Annotated in this window: 21 protein-coding genes; 15 read left to right on the top strand and 6 right to left on the bottom strand. The window is 34.4% G+C overall.

The features are described from left to right. Window positions 1-13 precede the first annotated feature (13 nt). Together H7350_RS10595 and H7350_RS10590 are read left to right on the top strand one after the other, a co-directional pair. The gene (locus tag H7350_RS10595; RefSeq protein ID WP_204345883.1) at window positions 14-565 is read left to right on the top strand and encodes a DUF6452 family protein; all 552 of its coding nucleotides are present in this window, start codon (window positions 14-16) and stop codon (window positions 563-565) included. Next, the gene (locus H7350_RS10590) at window positions 531-1,280 is read left to right on the top strand and encodes a DUF6048 family protein (RefSeq protein WP_204345882.1); all 750 of its coding nucleotides are present in this window, start codon (window positions 531-533) and stop codon (window positions 1,278-1,280) included. The genes H7350_RS10595 and H7350_RS10590 overlap by 35 nt, the downstream gene beginning before the upstream one ends. A gap of 25 nt (window positions 1,281-1,305) precedes the next feature. On the opposite strand, the gene H7350_RS10585 is transcribed toward H7350_RS10590, so the two are convergent. Then, the gene (locus H7350_RS10585; protein ID WP_204345881.1) at window positions 1,306-2,466 is read right to left on the bottom strand and encodes a THUMP domain-containing class I SAM-dependent RNA methyltransferase; all 1,161 of its coding nucleotides are present in this window, start codon (window positions 2,464-2,466) and stop codon (window positions 1,306-1,308) included. Window positions 2,467-2,565: 99 nt separating this feature from the next. Here H7350_RS10585 and H7350_RS10580 point away from each other — a divergent pair, with 99 nt between their 5' ends. The 5 genes from H7350_RS10580 (at window position 2,566) to H7350_RS10560 (ending at window position 5,428) form a co-directional block, all read left to right on the top strand. Next, window positions 2,566-3,297, top strand: coding sequence for an SAM-dependent methyltransferase (locus H7350_RS10580; RefSeq protein WP_204345880.1), 732 nt, complete (start codon window positions 2,566-2,568; stop codon window positions 3,295-3,297). Beyond that, complete coding sequence (locus tag H7350_RS10575; protein WP_204345879.1) at window positions 3,297-3,971, top strand: ZIP family metal transporter; 675 nt, start codon at window positions 3,297-3,299, stop codon at window positions 3,969-3,971. The genes H7350_RS10580 and H7350_RS10575 overlap by 1 nt, the downstream gene beginning before the upstream one ends. Before the next feature lie 2 nt (window positions 3,972-3,973). Further along, on the top strand, window positions 3,974-4,402 hold the full coding sequence (locus H7350_RS10570; protein WP_204345878.1) for a DUF4268 domain-containing protein: 429 nt from the start codon (window positions 3,974-3,976) through the stop codon (window positions 4,400-4,402). Window positions 4,403-4,565: 163 nt separating this feature from the next. Then, window positions 4,566-5,075: a DUF3124 domain-containing protein gene (locus H7350_RS10565; RefSeq protein ID WP_204345877.1), complete on the top strand. Its 510-nt coding sequence runs from the start codon at window positions 4,566-4,568 to the stop codon at window positions 5,073-5,075. 77 nt (window positions 5,076-5,152) lie between these two features. After that, window positions 5,153-5,428 carry a hypothetical protein gene (locus H7350_RS10560; protein ID WP_204345876.1) on the top strand — a complete coding sequence of 92 codons (276 nt, stop codon included), beginning with the start codon at window positions 5,153-5,155 and terminating at the stop codon, window positions 5,426-5,428. On the opposite strand, the gene H7350_RS10555 is transcribed toward H7350_RS10560, so the two are convergent. The 5 genes from H7350_RS10555 to H7350_RS10535 form a co-directional block, all read right to left on the bottom strand. Next, window positions 5,425-6,432, bottom strand: coding sequence for a hypothetical protein (locus H7350_RS10555; RefSeq protein WP_204345875.1), 1,008 nt, complete (start codon window positions 6,430-6,432; stop codon window positions 5,425-5,427). The genes H7350_RS10560 and H7350_RS10555 overlap by 4 nt on opposite strands. 6 nt (window positions 6,433-6,438) lie before the next feature. Next, window positions 6,439-7,065, bottom strand: coding sequence for a PAQR family membrane homeostasis protein TrhA (trhA, locus tag H7350_RS10550; protein WP_204345874.1), 627 nt, complete (start codon window positions 7,063-7,065; stop codon window positions 6,439-6,441). Then, window positions 7,065-7,754 (bottom strand): DUF4294 domain-containing protein, encoded by a 690-nt coding sequence (locus H7350_RS10545; protein ID WP_204345873.1) that lies wholly within the window; start codon window positions 7,752-7,754, stop codon window positions 7,065-7,067. Before H7350_RS10545 ends, trhA begins: the two co-directional genes overlap by 1 nt. 176 nt (window positions 7,755-7,930) lie before the next feature. Beyond that, complete coding sequence (locus tag H7350_RS10540) at window positions 7,931-11,581, bottom strand: ABC transporter permease/M1 family aminopeptidase (RefSeq protein ID WP_204345872.1); 3,651 nt, start codon at window positions 11,579-11,581, stop codon at window positions 7,931-7,933. Between the two features lie 31 nt (window positions 11,582-11,612). After that, window positions 11,613-12,500 carry an ABC transporter ATP-binding protein gene (locus H7350_RS10535; protein WP_204345871.1) on the bottom strand — a complete coding sequence of 296 codons (888 nt, stop codon included), beginning with the start codon at window positions 12,498-12,500 and terminating at the stop codon, window positions 11,613-11,615. 137 nt (window positions 12,501-12,637) lie between these two features. Here H7350_RS10535 and H7350_RS10530 point away from each other — a divergent pair, with 137 nt between their 5' ends. From H7350_RS10530 to H7350_RS10495, 8 genes are all read left to right on the top strand, one after another. Further along, window positions 12,638-13,726 (top strand): M42 family metallopeptidase, encoded by a 1,089-nt coding sequence (locus H7350_RS10530; RefSeq protein ID WP_204345870.1) that lies wholly within the window; start codon window positions 12,638-12,640, stop codon window positions 13,724-13,726. A gap of 7 nt (window positions 13,727-13,733) precedes the next feature. Further along, on the top strand, window positions 13,734-14,891 hold the full coding sequence (locus H7350_RS10525; RefSeq protein ID WP_204345869.1) for an aminotransferase class V-fold PLP-dependent enzyme: 1,158 nt from the start codon (window positions 13,734-13,736) through the stop codon (window positions 14,889-14,891). 10 nt (window positions 14,892-14,901) lie between these two features. Beyond that, window positions 14,902-15,456, top strand: coding sequence for an NUDIX hydrolase (locus H7350_RS10520; RefSeq protein ID WP_204345868.1), 555 nt, complete (start codon window positions 14,902-14,904; stop codon window positions 15,454-15,456). Between the two features lie 22 nt (window positions 15,457-15,478). After that, the gene (locus H7350_RS10515) at window positions 15,479-16,165 is read left to right on the top strand and encodes a YhfC family glutamic-type intramembrane protease (protein WP_204345950.1); all 687 of its coding nucleotides are present in this window, start codon (window positions 15,479-15,481) and stop codon (window positions 16,163-16,165) included. 93 nt (window positions 16,166-16,258) lie between these two features. Further along, entirely contained in the window at window positions 16,259-16,744 is a 486-nt protein-coding gene (locus tag H7350_RS10510; protein WP_204345867.1) for an acyl-CoA carboxylase biotin carboxyl carrier protein subunit, read from the top strand. 1 nt (window position 16,745) lies between these two features. Then, window positions 16,746-18,185 carry an acetyl-CoA carboxylase biotin carboxylase subunit gene (accC, locus tag H7350_RS10505; RefSeq protein WP_204345866.1) on the top strand — a complete coding sequence of 480 codons (1,440 nt, stop codon included), beginning with the start codon at window positions 16,746-16,748 and terminating at the stop codon, window positions 18,183-18,185. Between the two features lie 112 nt (window positions 18,186-18,297). Next, window positions 18,298-19,839, top strand: coding sequence for an acyl-CoA carboxylase subunit beta (locus H7350_RS10500; RefSeq protein ID WP_204345865.1), 1,542 nt, complete (start codon window positions 18,298-18,300; stop codon window positions 19,837-19,839). Between the two features lie 357 nt (window positions 19,840-20,196). Continuing rightward, window positions 20,197-21,111, top strand: a complete 915-nt coding sequence (locus H7350_RS10495; RefSeq protein WP_204345864.1) for a serine hydrolase — start codon at window positions 20,197-20,199, stop codon at window positions 21,109-21,111. The last annotated feature ends 2 nt before the right edge of the window (window positions 21,112-21,113 follow it).

The following is a 21,113-nucleotide window of genomic DNA, read 5'->3' as shown; positions in this document are numbered from 1 at the left end:
TAAATTTTAGATATTGAAACGAATAATAGCCCTTTTCAGTTGTATCACACTCATAGCAGTTATAGCTTTGAGTTGTGAACGTGATGATATTTGCGCTGAATCTACGTTAACGACACCACATTTAATCATTCGATTTTATGATATTAATAACCAGGACGAGACCAAACAAGTCAGACAGTTAGAAATTAAGGGGCTTGATGACGATGGTGTTCCATTAGATGGTGATCCTATTCTTACAAGAGTTAACACCGACTCAATTGTTCTCCCGTTACGCTTTCAGGAAGAAAACCTAATTACGACTACCCGTTTCCAACTGGAAAGCGATGCTGATTATGGTGATAATGAAAACCCTGATAATGATTCTAACATCGATATTATAGCAGTAACTTATACACCTGAATTCATTTATGTGTCAAGAGCATGTGGCTATAAAAGCATTTTTGAAATAGGACCTACTGGAAGTATTATAAGAGAAAGCGATGCCGATAACTGGATTGTAAATACTGAGATTTTAAACGAAACTATAGACAATGAAAACGAAGCACACATTATTATTTATCACTAGTATGATAATTGTGATGTTGTTTCCGTTAACATCACAGGCGCAAGACGAAGACAATACATCAGTATCAGATACGCTTATTTACAAACAGAAATACGGTATCAGACTAGGTGGTGATGTTGGTAGAATCATTCGATCTGCTGTTGACAAAGATTATACAGGTTTTGAAATAAATGGAGACTATCGCTTAAGTAAAAATCTATATATAGCTGGTGAACTCGGAACTGAACAACGCCGCATTGCAAATACGTTTTTAGATGTCACAGCTAACGGAAGCTATTTTAAAGCAGGTATTGATTACAACACCTATACCAACTGGCTGGATATGCAAAATATGATATATACAGGCTTTAGAGTTGGTGTAAGCAGTTTTAGCCAAACCATTAACAGTTTTACAATATATAATACCGATCAGTATTGGGGAGAGCAATACTCTGAGAATCCTGGTACTGAAATTAAAGGTCTTACTGGAATCTGGGCCGAATTAATTGTAGGTTTTAAAGCTGAACTCTTACCTAATTTATATGGCGGCTTAAATGTACAACTCAAATCGATGATTAGTCAAGATCAACCTCCAGGATTTGAAAATCTTTATGTTCCTGGATTTAATCGAACGTATGATAGTGGTCGTTTTGGTATTGGTTTCGGGTACACGATATCGTACTTAATTCCTATTTATAAAAAAGACAAAAAAGTCGTTATTGAAGAGGATAAGTAAATACGACTAATCGTATTCTCATACATTAGTTAGTCATATACTTTCCTTTCTTACTACCTTCATACATGATATACTTCACAAAGCGCGATTCTAATTTAGCATTGAATAAATGAATTTTTCTTGAAGGTCGTAATCCAACATGCTTTAGCGCATCTAAATTTGATGTAATAAACCAGGCTTCAGTTCCGGGATATCCTTGTTTTAAGGTATCTCCAATTTCCTTGTAAAATGTTTCCATATTGATATCCAGACGCTCACCATAAGGCGGATTAAATACCATATGTAATTTTTGATCTCCTGATTTTTCTGTCTTGAAAAAATCGTCATGATGAATCGTTATGAAATCATCAAGGTGCGCATTTTTAATATTGGCTTTGGCTTTTGATACTGCACTAGGCGATTTATCATAACCTATCATTTTATGATGAAAATCTCTGGTTTTACTAAGTAAGGACTCTTCTATTTTTTCAAAAAGGTCAACATCCCAATCTTGCCAACGCTCGAAGGCAAATTCTTTACGCATTAAATTTGGCGGAATATTACAGGCTATCATAGCAGCTTCTGCCAATATAGTACCACTACCACACATAGGGTCCATAAAATCAGATTGTCCATCCCATCCTGATAACATGACTAAGCCTGCTGCCAGCACTTCATTAATAGGTGCTATATTTGTGGCTGTTTTATATCCGCGTTTGTGCAGTGATTCTCCCGAAGTATCCAAAGAAATGGTACAAACTTGTCTATCGATATGAACGTTGATTTTTAAATCCGGAAAGCGCAAATCAACATTAGGTCGTTGTCCGTCGGTATCTCTAAATTTGTCAACAATAGCATCTTTGGTTTTTAACGCCACGTATTTGGAATGTGTGAATGCTTTAGAATGTACTGTTGCATCTACAGCCAGGCTACCAGTAGGTTTAAGAAATTCATTCCATGGCATTTTATAAACACGATCATATAAATCCTGTTCATTTACGACACGAAAAGTTTTAATAGGCTTAAGAATTTTTATAGCAGTACGAAGTGACAGATTTGCTTTATACATAAAGCCTTTATCTCCAACAAAACTCACATTTCTAACGCCTTTTTTTACTTCCATAGCGCCTAATTGAATGAGTTCACGTTCTAATAATTCTTCAAAACCATATAAGGTTTTTGCAACCATTTTATAATTATTCTCCATGCTGTACGACTAATAGGTAGCAAAAATAAAGTATTTTTGTGGTTTCAAAGATGATTTAAAGAGATTACTCCCTAAGTTTTGGGATGATGTGAATTACTTATGACAGAAAACACGCAACAATGGTATGCTTCATGGTTTGATACACCGTTTTACCACATTTTATATAAGGATAGGGATCATGTAGAAGCACAGCAGTTTATGGATAATCTCACCGAATATCTTAATATTCCTGAAGGTGGCGACATTTTAGATTTAGCTTGTGGTAAAGGCAGACATTCGGTTTATCTAAATAGTTTAGGCTACAACGTAACTGGTGTTGATTTATCTGAAAATAGCATAGCCTATGCTAAGCAGTTTGAAAATGACACACTTCACTTTGAAGTTCATGATATGTGTAAACCATATAAAACACAGTTTGATGCTGTATTTAATATGTTTACCAGCTTTGGATATTTTGAAAAAGAAACGGATAATCTAAAAACTATTGAAGCTATTAAAGCTAATCTTAACGCTTCTGGTTTTGGAGTTATCGATTTCATGAACAGCAATTATGTTATTAATAATTTGGTTCCTGAAAATGTAAAAACCGTTGGTGGTATTGATTTTATTCAGAAAAGAAGCCTTAAAGATGGGTATATCATTAAGGATATTTCATTTTCTTCTGAAGGTGAACATTTCAATTTTCAAGAACGTGTAAAAGCATTTACATTGGAAGATTTTCAAATCCTTTTTGAAAAAGCAGGTGTCCATTTACTGGATGTCTTTGGAGATTATAAACTTAAGAGGTATGATGCAAACACATCTGAACGCCTAGTCATGATTTTTAAATAATGCAGTCGTATTTACTTCCCATATTAGCTGTAGGCATAGGAATTGCTTTAGCATTGGTTACCAAGCAAAAAAACACCATTTATACAAAACTCCTACTCTCTTTTAGTGGTGCTTTTTTATTAGCACTCACACTTTTTGATTTACTACCAGAAGTGTATGATCATCTTGAAGCCAAGACCACAGGATTGTTTATCATGTGTGGTATCTTATTACAAATTGTTTTAGAATTTTTTTCAAAAGGTGCCGAACATGGTCATGTTCACATTCATAAAAGTGAAACGAACTTCCCCTGGCTTTTATTTATTAGCTTATGTTTACATAGTTTTTTAGAGGGGTTTCCTATACATGAACATAATGATATGGTTTATGGTGTTCTGATTCATAAAATTCCAATTGCTGCTTTAATTTCGGCTTTTTTAATCCAGTCGAGTTTCAGCAAACTACAAATAGCTAGTTTCTTAATAATCTTTACTTTAATGACTCCCTTAGGAACTTATATTTCTAATGCTACAGATCTTAATCATGTACATTTAAACAAAATAAATGCTTTAGTCATCGGTATCTTTTTTCATATTTCTACAACCATTTTATTTGAAAGTAGCGAAGGACATAAATTTAATCTTTCAAAGTTAATAGCAATTATCTTAGGCGTCGGAATCGCATTTACCATCTAATTATGTTTTCAAAAGAAGAAAGTCGCATTCTCAGACAAGAATTCTGGACCAGTTTTGGCAAGTCATTTCCCAGAAAATGGATTCTCTATGATACGAAAATTAAAGGCTTCTCGTTTAAGTTCCATTTTGATACCAAAAAGGCGTTGGTCGCTTTAGACCTTGAGGATGATTTAGAAAACCGTATTAACTACTGGGAAAAACTTAAATCATTAGAAACCTTACTTCGAAATGAGTACTTACCAGATGTCATTTATGAAGAAGAATACTACCTTGACAATGGTAAAGAACTGTCAAGAATTTATGTTCCATTAGATCACAAAGTTTCTATACATAATAAGCAAACCTGGCAAGAGGTTATGGTCTTTTTCAACACTACAATGGGAAAGTTTGAAGATTTTTTCGAAACCTATCGAGATATTTTAGAACCATAGCTAACACTATTGAAGCCTTTTTCTTCAAAAACTTTCATAACACACTGCACACATAAGCTTATTAAGCTCAACCCTTAAATTTTCTGATGTAAATGCTGGGAATAATTCTCTAAAATTCAAAACTATTATTATATTTAGGTGGATAATAGTAGTGCCTTTAATTATGAAAACATTTTTAAGCTTATTGCTTTGTATAGTTTTAATATCTAGTTGCGAATCAACTAAAGATACCGATGTTTTTCATTCTGAAAACTGGAATAAACGTCAGATTGACTTGTCCTCTAAAGATTCATTAAACTACGGAAAATCATACCTGTCTATCTATTCTCAAATTTATAGCATTTCTCAACATAAAACGCATAATCTGACTGCTATGGCAAGTTTGAGAAACGTAAGTGACCGAGATACAATTTACTTGACGAGTGCAAAATATTACGATACGCATGGCGTTTTACTTAGAACCTATTTTGACACTCCTATATTTTTAGCACCTCTTGAAACTACCGAAATTATTATTGACGAACTCGATATTGAAGGTGGTACAGGTTCAAATTTTATTTTCGAATGGCTTATTCCTGAAGATAGTCCTGAACCTCTATTTGAGGGCATTATGAATTCTACTGTAGGTCAACAAGGTTTGTCGTTTACTACGCAAGCTGTACGTTTAAAATAACAACTATTTATACATCTTAGTTTCTGGTAATGTAACATTCGTAGGTTTATACAGACCTATAGTTCAAATTATAAAGTATGAACGGAAGTTTAAGCCAGTTTAAAGCAACCCAAAGACGAAGAGCCGATCGCAAAGAGCAAGCTAAAGGAAAGTTCAGTAAAAATCACCTGAATTATAAAGATTCGGAATCGAAAACCGAATACAATTTTCCGTCTTTAGAACATGACGAATTAGAAAATCTTAAGCATTCTATTAAAGCCAATTTAAAATCTGAGAAACGCAAAAACTTTAGTATTGTTTTCAGCTTGACAGTGATTATCGTAATATTCATCTATTTTTTTGTTTTATCCTAGAAATCTTGATGGCATTTATCGACAATCTGATTTAATCGCTTAATTGCTAATTTCACGTTAATTTCAGTATCATATAACATTTCATAATATTCATTTTGAGTGAACACCTGAGCTACAAAGTCGTTATATTCAAAAGGCAACAGACCTAATGATTTGTAATCTGAATCATCAGTATTATGACGATAGTTGTAATACTTGTATGTAAGAATTCCTTTTTCTAAAGTATATTCAAAATTAAAACTGACTGTTCCGATATAATTCTCAGTATCATTTATACGATAAGGAAATTGCCATTCGCCTTTTAAATATGATGCTTTTGAAGGCTCCTTACTAATATATTGCTCCTCAACGCCAAATAAGATCAGATTATCAATAATGCATTGAAACATGATAGCATCACTCTTTTGAGAGTTAATTCTCAGCGAGCCTACTGACTGAATTTTGCCCTCGTCATCAGCTGACAACACAACACTATTTAAAAAATCACGTTCTGAATATTTATTAACTTCGGAAATATCAACTCTAGGATCTACAAGGTAAAACTGATTCTGATATTCAATCATTCCAAAGGAAAAATACTTGAATTTCTGATGTTCTATAGTTCCAAATATCCTAACAACTCCAATTGTTTTATCAAAGGCATCATGTTCATTTAAAACTTCATAACTCACAGAGTTAAAATCTAAATCAAACAATTTTGTTTTCGACACCATCTTTGAAAATTTTGTCATAAAATCATTTTCAATGGTTTGTCTGTAATTATCAGATAAATCTAAAAATGCTTGTTGCTCCTGCTCTTTAGTCCATTCGGAAGCATATAACTTTTTTAAGTTTTCCCAAACGGCTGCTTCAGGAATGATAAGTGTTTTAAATAGGTCGGCGTCATTATTTCTCACAGACTTTAAAATAAGATTGCCAAGCTTTTCGTGTGTTTTCTCTTGAGAAGAAACAGATAAAAACGACATGACAATTAAAATAGAAAAAAGAATCTTTTTTAAATTCATAATATTTTAAATCACATAATAGTAGACCATAAAAAAATGACAAACAGCTCCACCAAGAACAAACACATGCCAGATGACATGATTATAAGGTATTTTTTCAATGGCATAAAAAATAATACCTAAAGTATAAAAAGCTCCTCCTGCGAACAAAAGGTAAAGTCCGTTAGTAGCAATTCTATCTGCTAAAGTAGAGAAATCGAAGACAATAAGCCAACCCATCACGAGGTATAATAGTGTTGAAAATGTTTCAAATTTTCCGGTAAAAAATAGTTTTAAAATCACACCAAAAGCAGCGATTCCCCAAACGACCCAAAAGAGTAGCCAACCTAAACTATCTGGCAGCATAATAAGAAGCACTGGTGTATAAGTTCCTGCAATGAGTAAGTAAATACTAATATGATCTACAATCCTGAAATAGTGCTTGCGTTTTTCTCCTGTTACGGCATGATAAAATGTAGACGCTAAGAACAATACGATTATAGAAACACCGTAAACAATAACGCTAAATAAAGCATAAGGTGTTTCTTTTTTTAGAAACACGATAAGGAGTACCAATCCAGCAATACCGAGAACAGCACCAATACCATGACTCCAAGCATTTAAACGTTCTTCGAAAGCGGTTTGAATGCGCATTAATTTTTGGTTTCTGCAGTTGCTTTGTCATTCAGCCATTTGTCGGTAAGATCATAATAATCGAAATCGATGGCAGGTTCCTGACGAATTAATTGACGGTTTTGAAAAGCTCGTTCTAAAATATCTTCAATTAAAAAATCCTCTTTAACTTCAATAGGGTTAAATTCTCGCTTTAAGGAGATATCAAAAAGGTTAGCTGTACTGTTAAACCAAAATGCACGCCATCCATTACGCAATTCTTTAATGAGCTCAAATGTCGTTTTTCCTGTTTGGCGATGGATAAGCTTCACTAAGATTTGCCCTTCAGTTTTGGTTAGTTTTTTTAATTCAGCAGAAAATTCTTCTTCAATATATTTTTGAATTTTTTTGGCGTATTTTTTCTTCTTGCGTTTACTGTCTAAAGTTTCCAAGCGTTGGTTCAAACTGGTTAAACGTTCGGCTGCTAATTTTGCATAAGGATACACTTTTAAAGTTTTACGCTTTAATATTAAATACTTGATACGCTCTTCCTTACTGGAAAATTTCAGCTTATTAAGTAATAACACCTCATTTAAATCAATGGCTGTTTTTGGAATTGAATCCCCTTCAACGTAAATGTACTGCACAGCTGTAGAGTCTTGTTCTACAGGTTCTATCTGAGAAAAGACAAGCATTGGAAAACACAATATGAGATATAAAAATGACTTCATGTTTAAGACTTATCTAAAATCGTTCCAATTGTAATGGCTTTAGATTTCAAAATTAAGTATTTACTGCTTTTAAAACCTTTATTTCTTGTTAATATTGTGAATAAATTTTGATTTAATTTAATATAAAAAACCCACAAATAACAACTATTTATGGGCTTATCTCATACAATCTTTACCTATAATTGCTGTCGGTTATCATTAGATTGTGTATCGATTAATTTATTATATGGGTCTACACCTACTTCAGTTGGTTTTTGATCAACTATAATGGTGAGCTTGTTATTAATTTTAGTGATTTTATGTTTTTTCAAATATAAAACCCGTTCTTTCTTTTGACCATCAATATCATCTTCGGTGAAGATTCCAACATCAATATAATCTTCTAATTGAACAGATAAAATTGGTGTTTTCTTTCCTTCTGCTAAATAAGAAATTGAATCTCTACCTGGCTCAGAATAGTAGCGTCTTCCCTTTTCATTATTACGATATTTACTCACGTTAAATTCGATATCAACTTTAAACTTACCATTATCCATTTCAGTAATATTAGCATCTTCGATACGATTATCATAGAGCGTAATGGTTTCAAACATATCCTTGATAACATATTGCAAACTATCTGGCGTCACAGCTTTAATATGGTTAACCATGTCTATTGAAGTCGTATAAGGTGGCTCTTGAAATTTTACTTTTTCCACATAAGTTTTTAGCGTATTATTCAGAACATCTTCTCCTATATAATCGCTTATAGCATAAAACACTAAAGAGCCTTTCTGGTAACGTATGTAGCCTTGTCCGTCGTTATACATTAACGGTTTTTCACGCTTGCTTTCGAAGGTTCTGGCAGTTAGATAATCGTCTAAAGATTTCTTTAAAAACTTACGCATTTGAGTTTTACCTAACTCTTTTTCAAGAACTTTTAATGCCACATACTCTGATAAACTTTCCGATAGCATGGTTGCTCCAAGAACATCAGCACCAATCACCTGATGTGCCCACCATTGATGCGCGACTTCGTGTACAGTTATCGCATAGGTATAATCAATACCTCCTTCTTCACTATCATCGACATCTGCAATAAATCCGGCATCTCCAGCAAACGGAATCGTATTTGGAAACGACTGTGCAAAACTTCCACTTGGGAATTCTACAATGCGGAGTTGTTTGTGCTGATACGGACTAAAATTTTCGCTGTTATATGCCAGAGACGCTTTCATACCTTCCATCATACGATCAAGGTTGTACTCATGACCTTTGTGGTAATAAATTTCGAGATTGACATCATTCCAAGTATCACGTTTCACCTCATATGCTGCGGAATTATAAGCGTAAAAGTTTAAAATTTTGCTATCCATTTTATAATAAAAATAACGACGCCCATCTTCAACCCATTCTTTCTGAAGATAACCAGGCGCTATAGCAATTTGGTCTTCACTGGTACTAACCGTAGTTTCAAAATCAATCCAATCACTATCTTTAGAAATGTAAGTATTCCCTAAAGCAGTAGAGTCTGAAGGATGTGGTCGTAACTCATTAGGTGGTAAATCGTACTTTTGACGTGTTTTATTATCGGTAAGTTCTCGATTTTCACTATAACCTAAACTAGGAAACAGCTGCATATTATTGATAAATGTTCCATTAGCTCTAATAGGAGAATTCCTTGTGATTAAAGTATTAGGTTCATTTTTAACAGTAAAATTTAACACCATCGAATCACTTGGTTTTAATGGTGTTTTCAACTGATAAATATCAAAATCATATACGGTGTCTTCAAGCACAAGAGTGTTTTCTCGATCAAACTCAAATGTACTTACATAATCGTTATGATTTAAAAATATACTATCGATAGCCTGATTTGTTTTGTTAACCATTACATAGGTTCCTGAGGCTTCAAAATCTCTCGACTTTGGAAATATATGTACATCTGTCTTAACCGATACAATTCTGGGCTGTGCGTTATTTTGATACTTTTTATAGGTCTTTTCCCAATCAACTCTGAGTTTCTCTATCTGTTTGGACGAATATCTCGTATTTTCAATATTAGTCTCTTTAAAAATTCTAAATCCTAAGGTTAAAAACCCTAGAAGTAATACCATAGAAGTAATAACAACTGGAAGTTTGTAACGCTTTTTAGCAATAGATAAACGCTCTTTAAAAGAATGTGGTAAACCTCTTACCCAAAATAATCCTGCAATAACCACTAAAATTAATCCTGCCAGAACCCAATACGCCTTATACAATAAATAACGTCCCAGAGAATCGCCATAACCATTCATGTCATTGTAACCAAATCCTGGACCTTCATTATATTTGAACAAGTCATTTTCTACACCTGCTAAAGTTAAAAATGGGATTCCGATAGAAATCACAATTAGTATAAATAATCCTAAATACAGATTCCTTACCAGAGTATGTAAGCATAGGGCTAAAAATGCCCAGATAACATAGTTGATGAGTTTTAATCCCAATAATTCTTTGAGATATAGTCCTACTTCAATATCGTAATATCCTTTATATAATTGAAATGCGATACCTGCAACCATGATGATTAAAAGCAATAGAATTTGCATTTTAATCACAGCTATAAGCTTAGATAAAAACAGCGTCCAGTTTGGTACTGCAGTCGTATCCTCTAGTCCGTTCATTCGAAAGGTTTTACTTCGATTGACGAGAACTCCAGTATATAAAAATGTACATATATTTATAGACAAAACAAAGATGCTTCCTCCTTGTAGCATTCGCCAGGTTCGAGGATAAGTTGGTGTTCCAAAAGCATTTCCAACATCAATTAATACCACTAAAACCAAAAGTAGTCCTACAAGAACAATAGATATAAAAGGCCAGTTTTTAACAATATACTTGAATTCGACATTAGAAACTTTCCATGCTGTTTTTAAGTTTTGCAGAAAAGAATAATCAAAATTAACCTTTGGTAAATTTATTCTGGTAATACCACCAAAATTACTTTTAGTTGAACGCTCTCCTGTTTTTCTTTTAAATAATGAAAATGAAAGCGCATTTTGACTAAAAGTGAAATATTTATAGACAAGTCCGAATATCAAACTAGCAACTCCCAGCCATATTAATCGATTATAGAGAATTAACTCTTTAATAGGGATATGTAATTCATTTTGTTCGGAAATAGTCCAATATCTCGTATAGTATTGTGCTGCAGCTGCTCCATAAGGATCAACCAAAGCAGCAAAATACCGATGCTCAGGATTTGATAAAAAGCTTTCTGTAAGTCCTTGAACAAAAAACAATAAGACGATAGTTATAAAACCCGCAGCGATATTTCGGGTAAAAGTAACTACTGCAAATACAATGGCTCCAAATAAAATAATATTAGGTAATATAAATAACCAATAAGTATCGAAATAAGCTTTGAAATTAAATGAGGTTACCAAATCCGGGTTTGTGCCAGGCATTCTAAATCCTATAAACATTCCTATGCCTATAGCCAATACAATGCAGGTTACGACAAGAATAGAACTAAAAAACTTTGCAAATAGATAATTGGCTTTAGTAAACGGATAGGAATATAAAATGGTATGCATCTCACTTTTATAATCGCGATACACCGATACACCAATAATTGAAGGAAACAGAAAAAATATTAAAATAGATAAGCCGTTAAATAAATTGCTGACCCCATAAGGCGAGTTCACAATTCGTGAAGAGCCAGTCGTTGCAGTGATACTATCAAAAATTCCTGCTGAAGTTGCTGCAATAAAAAGCGCTAAAAAAAAGAAAATTGCCATGTAAATATATACAGCAGGCTTTTTTATCCAATAGTTTAGCTCATGAAAAAATATAGTAGAAAACATAATGTACTTTTTTAATTTAGTTGAAATTGATTTAGCTTAAAACTGGTTCATCTTGTTTTAAGGCTATAAAGTACACGTCGTCTAATTGAGGTTCAGAGGCTTTAAAATCGTCATCTGGCTGAGCATTTGCATACACTCGTATGTTTAGCGAATTATCTTCATTATAATTTGATGACAGAATATTGTATTTAGCTTCATTGGCTTCTAAGTCATCTCTATCAATCACTTTAGTCCAAATTTTCCCTACAAGCTCTGCTCTGGCTTTCGAAGGTGTTGATTGCTTTAAAATTCGTCCACCATTCAAAATCGCCATCTCGTTACATAGCTCTTTAACATCTTCTACTATATGTGTCGAAAAAATGACAGTACAATTGGTACCTACCTCTCTAAGTACATTTAAAAATCGATGTCTTTCGGCTGGATCTAAACCTGCTGTAGGCTCATCAACTATAATAAGTTTCGGGTTATTTAATAACAGTTGCGCAATGCCAAAACGCTGTTTCATACCTCCAGAATATCCTGCAACATTTTTCTTTCTGACATCGTATAAATTGGTAATTTCTAAAACCTCATTCACTAAAGCTTGTCGCTCAGATTTTGAGCTTACGCCTTTTAAAGTTGCAAAGTAATCTAATAAAGCTTCTGCTGACATTTTAGGATACACACCAAAGGATTGTGGTAAATAGCCAAGCACTTTTCTAAGCGCCATTTTATCTTCTAAAACATTGATTTCTCCAAAAGTAATAGATCCAGAATCCGGACTTTGTAATGTCGCAATAGTTCGCATTAAAGAGGATTTACCAGCACCATTTGGCCCCAATAAACCAAACATTCCTGTTCCTATTTCAATATTGAGGTTATCGATGGCTTTAACACCATTTTTGTATGTTTTTGTTAAATCTTTAATGACTAGCTTCATTCTAATATAAATTTGATGGTTTCTTAATTGTAGGTATTGGTGTAAAAATACTTCATTTTGTTACAAATTTTCGATGCTTAAGATTTAAATACTGAATAAATCCTTTTATTTTTACGAAAACTGAAACATAAACATATATGGCTACAAAAAGTATACTCAATAAAAAATCAATTGATTTCCTTGAAAAATATTTAAATAATGCTGCTCCAACAGGTTATGAATGGGACGGACAAAAGGTGTGGATGGACTATCTAAAACCTTATGTAGATGAATTTATTACTGATACCTACGGAACTGCTGTTGGTGTCATCAACCCTAAGGCAAAATATAAAGTCGTGATTGAAGGGCATGCCGACGAAATTTCTTGGTATGTAAACTATATTTCTGATAACGGACTCATATACGTAATTAGAAATGGTGGAAGCGATCATCAAATTGCACCTAGTAAAATTGTAAACATACACACAAAAAAAGGGATTGTAAAAGGTGTATTTGGATGGCCTGCAATTCACACCAGAAGTAAAGCAAAAGAAGAACCGCCAAAACCTGATAATATATTTATTGACTGCGGCTGTACAACTAAGGAAGAAGTTGAAAAATTAGGCGTTCATGTAGGCTGTGTTATTACTTATCCAGACACATTTCATATTCTGAATAAAAATAAATTTGTCTGTCGTGCACTTGATAACCGAATGGGTGGATTTATGATTGCTGAAGTGGCGCGTCTTCTAAAAGAGAATAAAAAGACTTTACCATTCGGACTTTATGTTACGAATTCTGTTCAAGAAGAAATAGGATTACGTGGCGCACAAATGATTACTGAAACTATCAGACCTAATGTTGCTATCGTTACCGATGTTACGCATGATACCACAACACCTATGATTGATAAGAAAAAGGAAGGTCATCTTGAACTTGGTAAAGGTCCTGTAGTGGCTTATGCTCCTGCTGTACAACAAAAATTGAGAGATTTAATCACTGATACTGCCGAAGCTAAGAAAATTCCGTTTCAACGTTCTGCACTTTCTAGAGCAACAGGTACAGATACCGATGCCTTTGCCTACAGCAATGGTGGCGTGGCTTCTGCACTAATTTCTTTACCATTACGTTATATGCATACAACTGTAGAAATGGTACATCGTGATGATGTTGAAAATGTGATTAAGATGATTTATGAAACTTTACTGAAGATTAAAGATGGGGATACATTTTCATATTTTGAATAATTAAAACATGATTTTAAAACATCAAAAGCATCTTTTTAACATTGAAGATCACATTACTTATTTAAACACTGCCAGCCTCTCTCCTTCTTTTAAAGCTGTTGAGCAGGCTGGAATTGATGCGGTTTTACAAAAGAGCCAGCCTTATACCATTCCGTCTTCAGATTTTTTTGATCCGGTGACTGAGCTTAAAGGCTTATTTGCCCAACTTATTGATGTTGACGAATCTGAACGCATCGCCAGTATTCCTTCTGTTTCCTACGGAATAGCGACAGTTACTAATAACATTAAACTCAATTCTGGAGACGAAATAGTAATCATTGAAGAGCAGTTTCCGAGTAATTATTATGCCTGGAAAAAACTGGCTGACACCTATGATGCCAAACTGATTACAGTTGCCAATCCGAATTTAAAAACGTACAACGCCAAACAGTGGAATCAAGACCTTCTTGATCACATCACCAACAAAACGGCTGTTGTGGCACTTGGAAATATCCATTGGTCCAACGGCACAATTTTCGACTTAAAAGCCATAAGAGCTAAAACCAGAAAGCACGACGCATTATTAATTGTTGATGGCAGTCAAACTATTGTAGCCTTTCACTTTTCTGTTAAAGAAATTCAACCTGACGCTTTAATTTGTGCAGGTTACAAATGGTTATTCGGACCATATGGTTGTGGCTATGCCTATTACAGCAGTTATTTTGACGATGGCGAACCTATTGAAAATAACTGGGCTAACCGGTTACACAGTGAAAAATTATCTGATTTAACCAATTATGAACCCCAGTACAAACCGTTTGCAAATCGCTATGCTGTTGGTGAAAGTGGAAATTTCATTTATGTGAAAATGCAAATCGAAGCCTTAAAACAAGTGATAGATTGGACTCCAAAAGCTATTCAGGAGTATTGTAAATCGATATCCTATAAAGCCGTAGCGGAACTTACTGGTTTAGGTTTTCAAATTGAACATCCCGATTATCGGACGCATCATTTATTTGGAGCAAAACTTCCTGAGCATATTGATATTAAAGACTTAAAAACAGTGCTTCAAGAACAAAACATTTTTTTATCCTTTAGAGGATCATACATTCGCATTTCTTGTCATCTGTTTAATACTAAATCTGATTTTGACACTTTAGTGAATGTCATTAAATCAATCCTTTAAAAATTAGCTTTTGGAAGAATATATCGACATCGTAGACCGAAACGGACAACCAACAGGTGTTTCTGCATTAAAGTCAGAAATTCATGCCAAAGGTCATTTACACAATACGGCTCACGTTTGGTTGTATACAGCAGAAGGAAACATTCTTCTTCAACAACGTGCGGCTTCAAAAGCTATTTGTCCGCTACTTTGGGATGTTTCTGTAGCTGGCCATATAGATGCTGGAGAAACTCCAGAACAAGCAGCTGTTAGAGAAGCCAAAGAAGAAATTGGCATCTCCATTAACGAAGCTCAGCTCATTAAAATTGGAGTGTTTGAATGTTTTCAATCCTATCCTAACGGCATCATTGATAATGAATTTCACAATACGTTTGTAGCTAAGATCGCGGTAAAACTAGATGCGCTTCAACCTCAAAAAGAAGAAGTGGAAGCCTTAAAATTTGTATCTATCGACCAGTTCAATCAACTACTAAAACATTCTGAAGCTAATAATCATTTTGTTTCAAGTAACAAATCCTATTACGAATTTGTAGTTGCTGCCATTAAAACCAGAATGACGCGCTAATTTTCACTATATTTTACCTATGATTAATCTACTCTTACTAGCTATTGCTCCTATTTTTATCATCATTCTTTATGTCTATTTTAAAGATAAATATGACAAAGAGCCTAAAGGTTTATTACTGGCAAGTTTCCTATTGGGCGCCATAGTTAGTATTGTCGTTACAACCATCATTTATCTGGGTTTTGATATTTTATTACCTCTTAACGATAGCTTTAGTGTGCCACAACAATTTGTGAAAGCCTTTCTGGTTGTTGGTCTTACTGAAGAATTTAGTAAGTATATAATTGTGAGGTTTTTTGCCCAACCTAAAAAAGCATTTAATGAACCTTTTGATGGTATTATGTATGCCGTTATGGTATCGATGGGGTTTGCGGCTACAGAAAATGTATTTTATGTTTTAGAAAGTGGTTATATTACTGGGTTTTTAAGAGCCTTTACTGCGGTTCCTGCTCATGCTACCTTTGGGATTTTAATGGGCTATTTTATGGGAAAAGCAAAGTTTTCTAAGTTTAGAATCCGACTTAATTTACTAGGCTTACTCCTAGCAGTAACATTTCATGGGTTTTATGACTTTTTCTTATTTATAGATTTTATTCCTGGCATCTGGACAGGCGCCATTATATCTCTAATTCTCGGTATTATTTTATCGCACAAAGCCATTAAAAAACATCAGGACGATTCACATTTCAATCCAGATAATAATCAATAAACAAGTCATGAGTTTCTAAATATGAGATCGTAAATTCACATTTACGAAAACGTTATAATTCGTTACCTTTACCAAAATTTAAAATTCATTTCAATGCGTCAATCGTTTAAAGTAAATGTCAATACATCATTCGATTTTGATATTTCAGAAACCGACAGTTCTAAACTCAATAGCATAAAAACTTCAGCTAATACCTATCATGTTTTGCATGACGACACATCTTATAAAGCTGAAATAACCGCTTCAGATGTTAATAAAAAATCATATGAAGTAAAAGTTAATAACAACACTTATAATATCAACATTTTTAACGCTTTAGATTCTTTAATAATAGACATGGGATTTGAAATAGGAAGCTCAAAAATTGTCAATGACATCAAAGCGCCAATGCCTGGTCTTATCCTTGAAATAAATGTAAAAACAGGACAAGAAGTCAATGAAAATGATCCGCTTTTAATCTTAGAAGCCATGAAAATGGAAAACGTTTTAACCTCACCTAGAACAGGTGTTATCAAATCTATTTCTGTTGAAAAAGGAAATGCTGTAGAAAAAAACCAACTATTAATTGAGTTTGAATAACATGAAAAAAATATTAGTTGCAAATCGTGGAGAAATAGCCATTCGTGTTATGCGAACGGCAAAAAAAATGGGAATTAAAACGGTTGCTGTTTATTCAACAATCGACAGACAATCACCGCATGTAAAATATGCAGATGAAGCTGTTCTTATTGGTGAAGCACCTTCTAATCAATCGTATTTATTAGGTGATAAAATTATTGAGGTTGCTAAAAACTTAAATGTCGATGCAATTCATCCAGGATACGGATTCTTGAGTGAAAATGCTGATTTTGCTGAATTATGCGAAAGTAATAACATCACATTTATTGGTCCGAAATCTCATGCCATCCGAATCATGGGAAGCAAATTAGCAGCAAAAGAAGCGGTTAAAGCTTATGATATCCCTATGGTTCCTGGTACAGATGAAGCCATAACAGATATCGCTGAAGCCAAAAGTATAGCTAAAGACATCGGGTTCCCAATCTTGATAAAGGCCTCAGCTGGTGGTGGCGGAAAAGGCATGCGTATTGTAGATAAAGAAAGTGAATTTGAATCGCAAATGGATCGCGCCATTAGTGAAGCTGTGAATGCCTTTGGTGACGGCTCCGTATTTATTGAAAAATACGTCACTTCGCCACGTCATATTGAAATTCAGGTTATGGCCGACACCCATGGCAATAGTATTCACTTATTTGAACGTGAATGCAGTATCCAGCGTCGTCATCAAAAAGTTGTAGAAGAAGCGCCATCGAGTGTCCTCACACCAGAACTACGCTCCAAAATGGGTGAAGCAGCCGTTAGAGTTGCCAAAGCTTGTGATTATGTTGGTGCTGGTACCGTCGAATTTTTACTTGATGACGATCATAATTTCTACTTCCTTGAAATGAATACACGTCTCCAGGTTGAGCATCCTGTATCTGAAATTATCACGAATACCGATTTGGTCGAATTACAAATTCGTGTGGCTCGTGGTGAGGTTTTACCTTACCAACAAGAGGACTTAAAAATTCATGGCCATGCACTGGAATTGCGTGTGTATGCTGAAGATCCTTTAAATGATTTTCTACCAAGTGTCGGCACATTAGAAACTTACAAATTACCTGAAGGCGATGGAATACGTGTGGATAACGGATTTGAAGAAGGCATGGAAATTCCGATTTATTACGACCCGATGATTTCGAAGTTAATTACCTACGGAAACACCAGAGATGAAGCCATTGCCTTAATGCTGAAAGCAATTGACAATTATCACATTGAAGGTATCCAAACCACATTACCTTTTGGAACTTATGTTTGTGAGCATGACGCCTTCCGAAGTGGGAATTTCGATACGCATTTTGTAAAGAAGTATTATTCAGCTGAAAAATTATTAGAACAACAGCAAAATGAAGCTAAAATTGCAGCATTAATTGCTGTTCAACGGTATTTAGAAGAACAAAAAATACTTCGCATTCCGAATTAAGAAAAACAACAAGTATTCCGTATCAAAAAACGTAATAGAAAGCGACACGGAATCATAACTTAAGACATCCATTCTGATTTACAGTCAGAATCATAAAATCCGAAAACAACGTATGGATTCAAAAATTAAAACGCTAAACGACAAACTAGAACAGGCCTACTTAGGTGGCGGACAAGCGAGAATTGACAAACAACACCAAAAGAAAAAACTCACTGCTAGAGAACGCGTCATGTATCTTTTAGACGACCAATCATTTGAAGAAATTGGCGCCTTGGTAACACATAGAACCAAAGACTTTGGTATGGAAAATCAGAAGTTTTATGGCGATGGTGTCGTGACTGGTTACGGAACAATTGACGGACGCCTCGTGTATGTCTTTGCTCAGGATTTTACCGTTTTTGGAGGTTCGCTTTCAGAAACTCATGCTGAAAAGATTTGTAAAATCATGGATTTGGCAGTTAAAGTTGGTGCGCCTGTGATTGGATTGAACGATTCTGGTGGTGCCAGAATTCAGGAAGGTGTGCGTTCGCTTGGTGGTTATGCCGATATTTTTTATCGCAATGTACAAGCTTCGGGTGTGATTCCGCAAATTTCAGCCATCATGGGACCATGTGCTGGAGGTGCCGTTTATTCGCCTGCTATGACCGATTTTACGATTATGGTAGAAGACACCAGCTATATGTTTGTTACAGGTCCGAATGTTGTAAAAACAGTCACCAATGAAGAAGTTACTAGTGAAGAACTTGGTGGCGCCAGGACACATTCTACTAAATCTGGTGTGGCTCACAAAACCTCATCAAATGATGTAGAATGCTTAGAAGATGTCAAGACTTTGCTGAGTTATTTACCACAAAATAATACAGAATCGCCTGAATTATTAGCATATAAATTGGAAGACGAAGTTAGAGATAGCTTATCCGATATCGTACCCGATAATGCGAATAAACCTTACGATATGCATGAAGTTATTAAAGGTATTATTGATGAAGATTCGTTTTATGAAATTCATAAAGATCACGCCGAAAATATCATTTGCGGTTTTGCGCGTTTAGGCGGAAGAAGCATCGGAATTGTAGCCAATCAACCTATGTTTTTAGCAGGTGTTTTAGATGTTAACAGCTCCAAAAAAGCAGCTCGTTTTGTTCGTTTTTGCGACTGTTTTAATATTCCGTTGCTTGTATTAGAAGATGTTCCGGGCTTTTTACCAGGAACCGATCAAGAATGGAATGGGATTATTGTTCATGGCGCGAAACTATTGTACGCCTTCAGCGAAGCAACAGTACCTAGAGTTACTGTCATTACACGAAAAGCCTACGGAGGCGCTTACGATGTAATGAATTCAAAACATATTGGTAGCGATATGAACTTTGCCTGGCCAAGTGCCGAAATTGCGGTAATGGGTGCTAAAGGTGCTGCGGAAATTATCTTCAAAAAAGAGATTAAAGCTGCGGAGGACAAAGAGGCAAAATGGAAAGAAAAAGAAGCCGAATATGCACAATTGTTTGCCAATCCTTACAGTGCTGCCGAACGTGGATTTATTGACGAAGTTATTCTTCCGAAGGATACACGTAGAAAACTCATCAAGGCTTTTGCAATGTTAGAAGATAAAGTTGTTGATACTCCCAAACGAAAGCACGGGAATATTCCGTTGTAAGCAAATAAATATTGTGAAGTTTTTAATTTTTTAACATATTTTGTTAGCTATTCTTTTGTAACATCGGAAATCACTACATAAATCAATTTCATCCTCATGTTGAAAATTAACACTTAGGTATGATATTATTAGATAATTTTGAATCGGATATATTAATAGTTAAGATCGTGAGATAATGTAAAAAAAATGGACTAAATCCTTAGAGGATTTATTCTAATATGTAAAACCTAGTTACAAAATTATTATAAACGTTTAGAGCTAACATAAACACTAATAAAGATCTTAATTTACATCTAAAGTCTTTATCTTGTCGTATATATTTGATAAGCTCTAAAAATATAGAAACTTAAATTTTTAATGAAAAAATTAATAAAATATCGCATCTTTTTTTTACTTGCTCTTGTTTCCTATTTTGGTGTAAGTCAAGAGTCGTTACCCTTAAAGGATATTGAAGATATTGATACCATATCAGAAATTCAAGATAAAGAACTCCAGCTTCTTTTAGAATCTGAAATAAATGCTAACCCAGTTTGGAAAGGCTTAATAGCTAAAAACTTGATGTCAATTGGTATCGTTGATCTAAGCACAGAAGGTCATTATAAATACGCTGGAATCAATGACAATCATATGATGTATGCAGCTAGCCTGCCTAAAATTGCTATCTTATTAGCAGCTATGGATGCCATTGAAAATGGTGAATTGGTTTATTCAAAAGAAGTAAAAAAAGATTTACGACTAATGATAAGTAAATCAAACAACCAGGCCTCTACAAGAATGATTGATCGCTTAGGTTATGAAAAAATCGAAAGTGTATTAAGGTCTCCGCAAAATAGATTATATGAAGAAGAAGAAGGAGGTGGTCTTTGGGTTGGTAAACGTTATGCCGCTGGAGGTAAACGCTACCCTGAACCTATGAAAGGTCTAAGTCACGCTGCCACTGCCAAACAAGTGTGCCGTTTTTATTATCAGCTAGCTATGGGCAACCTGGTTAGTACTGAACGCTCGAAGGAAATGTTAGATATTATGAAAGATCCTGCTTTACATCATAAATTTGTAAACACATTAGATAAGATTGCTCCTAATGCCACTATCTATAGAAAATCAGGATCTTGGAAAAACTGGCATGCTGATTCTGCTTTGGTTTGGGGTCCTAAACGGAAGTATATTATTGTCGCATTAATTGATAATGACTTTGGTGAAAAAATCATAAGAGATTTGGTAGTACCTGTTGAAAAAGTTTTAAAAAAGTCGCGATTATCTCCAAAACAATAAAG

This window comes from Psychroserpens algicola (assembly GCF_014526325.1).
GTDB lineage: Bacteria > Bacteroidota > Bacteroidia > Flavobacteriales > Flavobacteriaceae > Psychroserpens > Psychroserpens algicola.
Note: the sequence above shows the minus strand (reverse complement) of the source record. Positions and strands in the feature narration are given on the sequence as shown.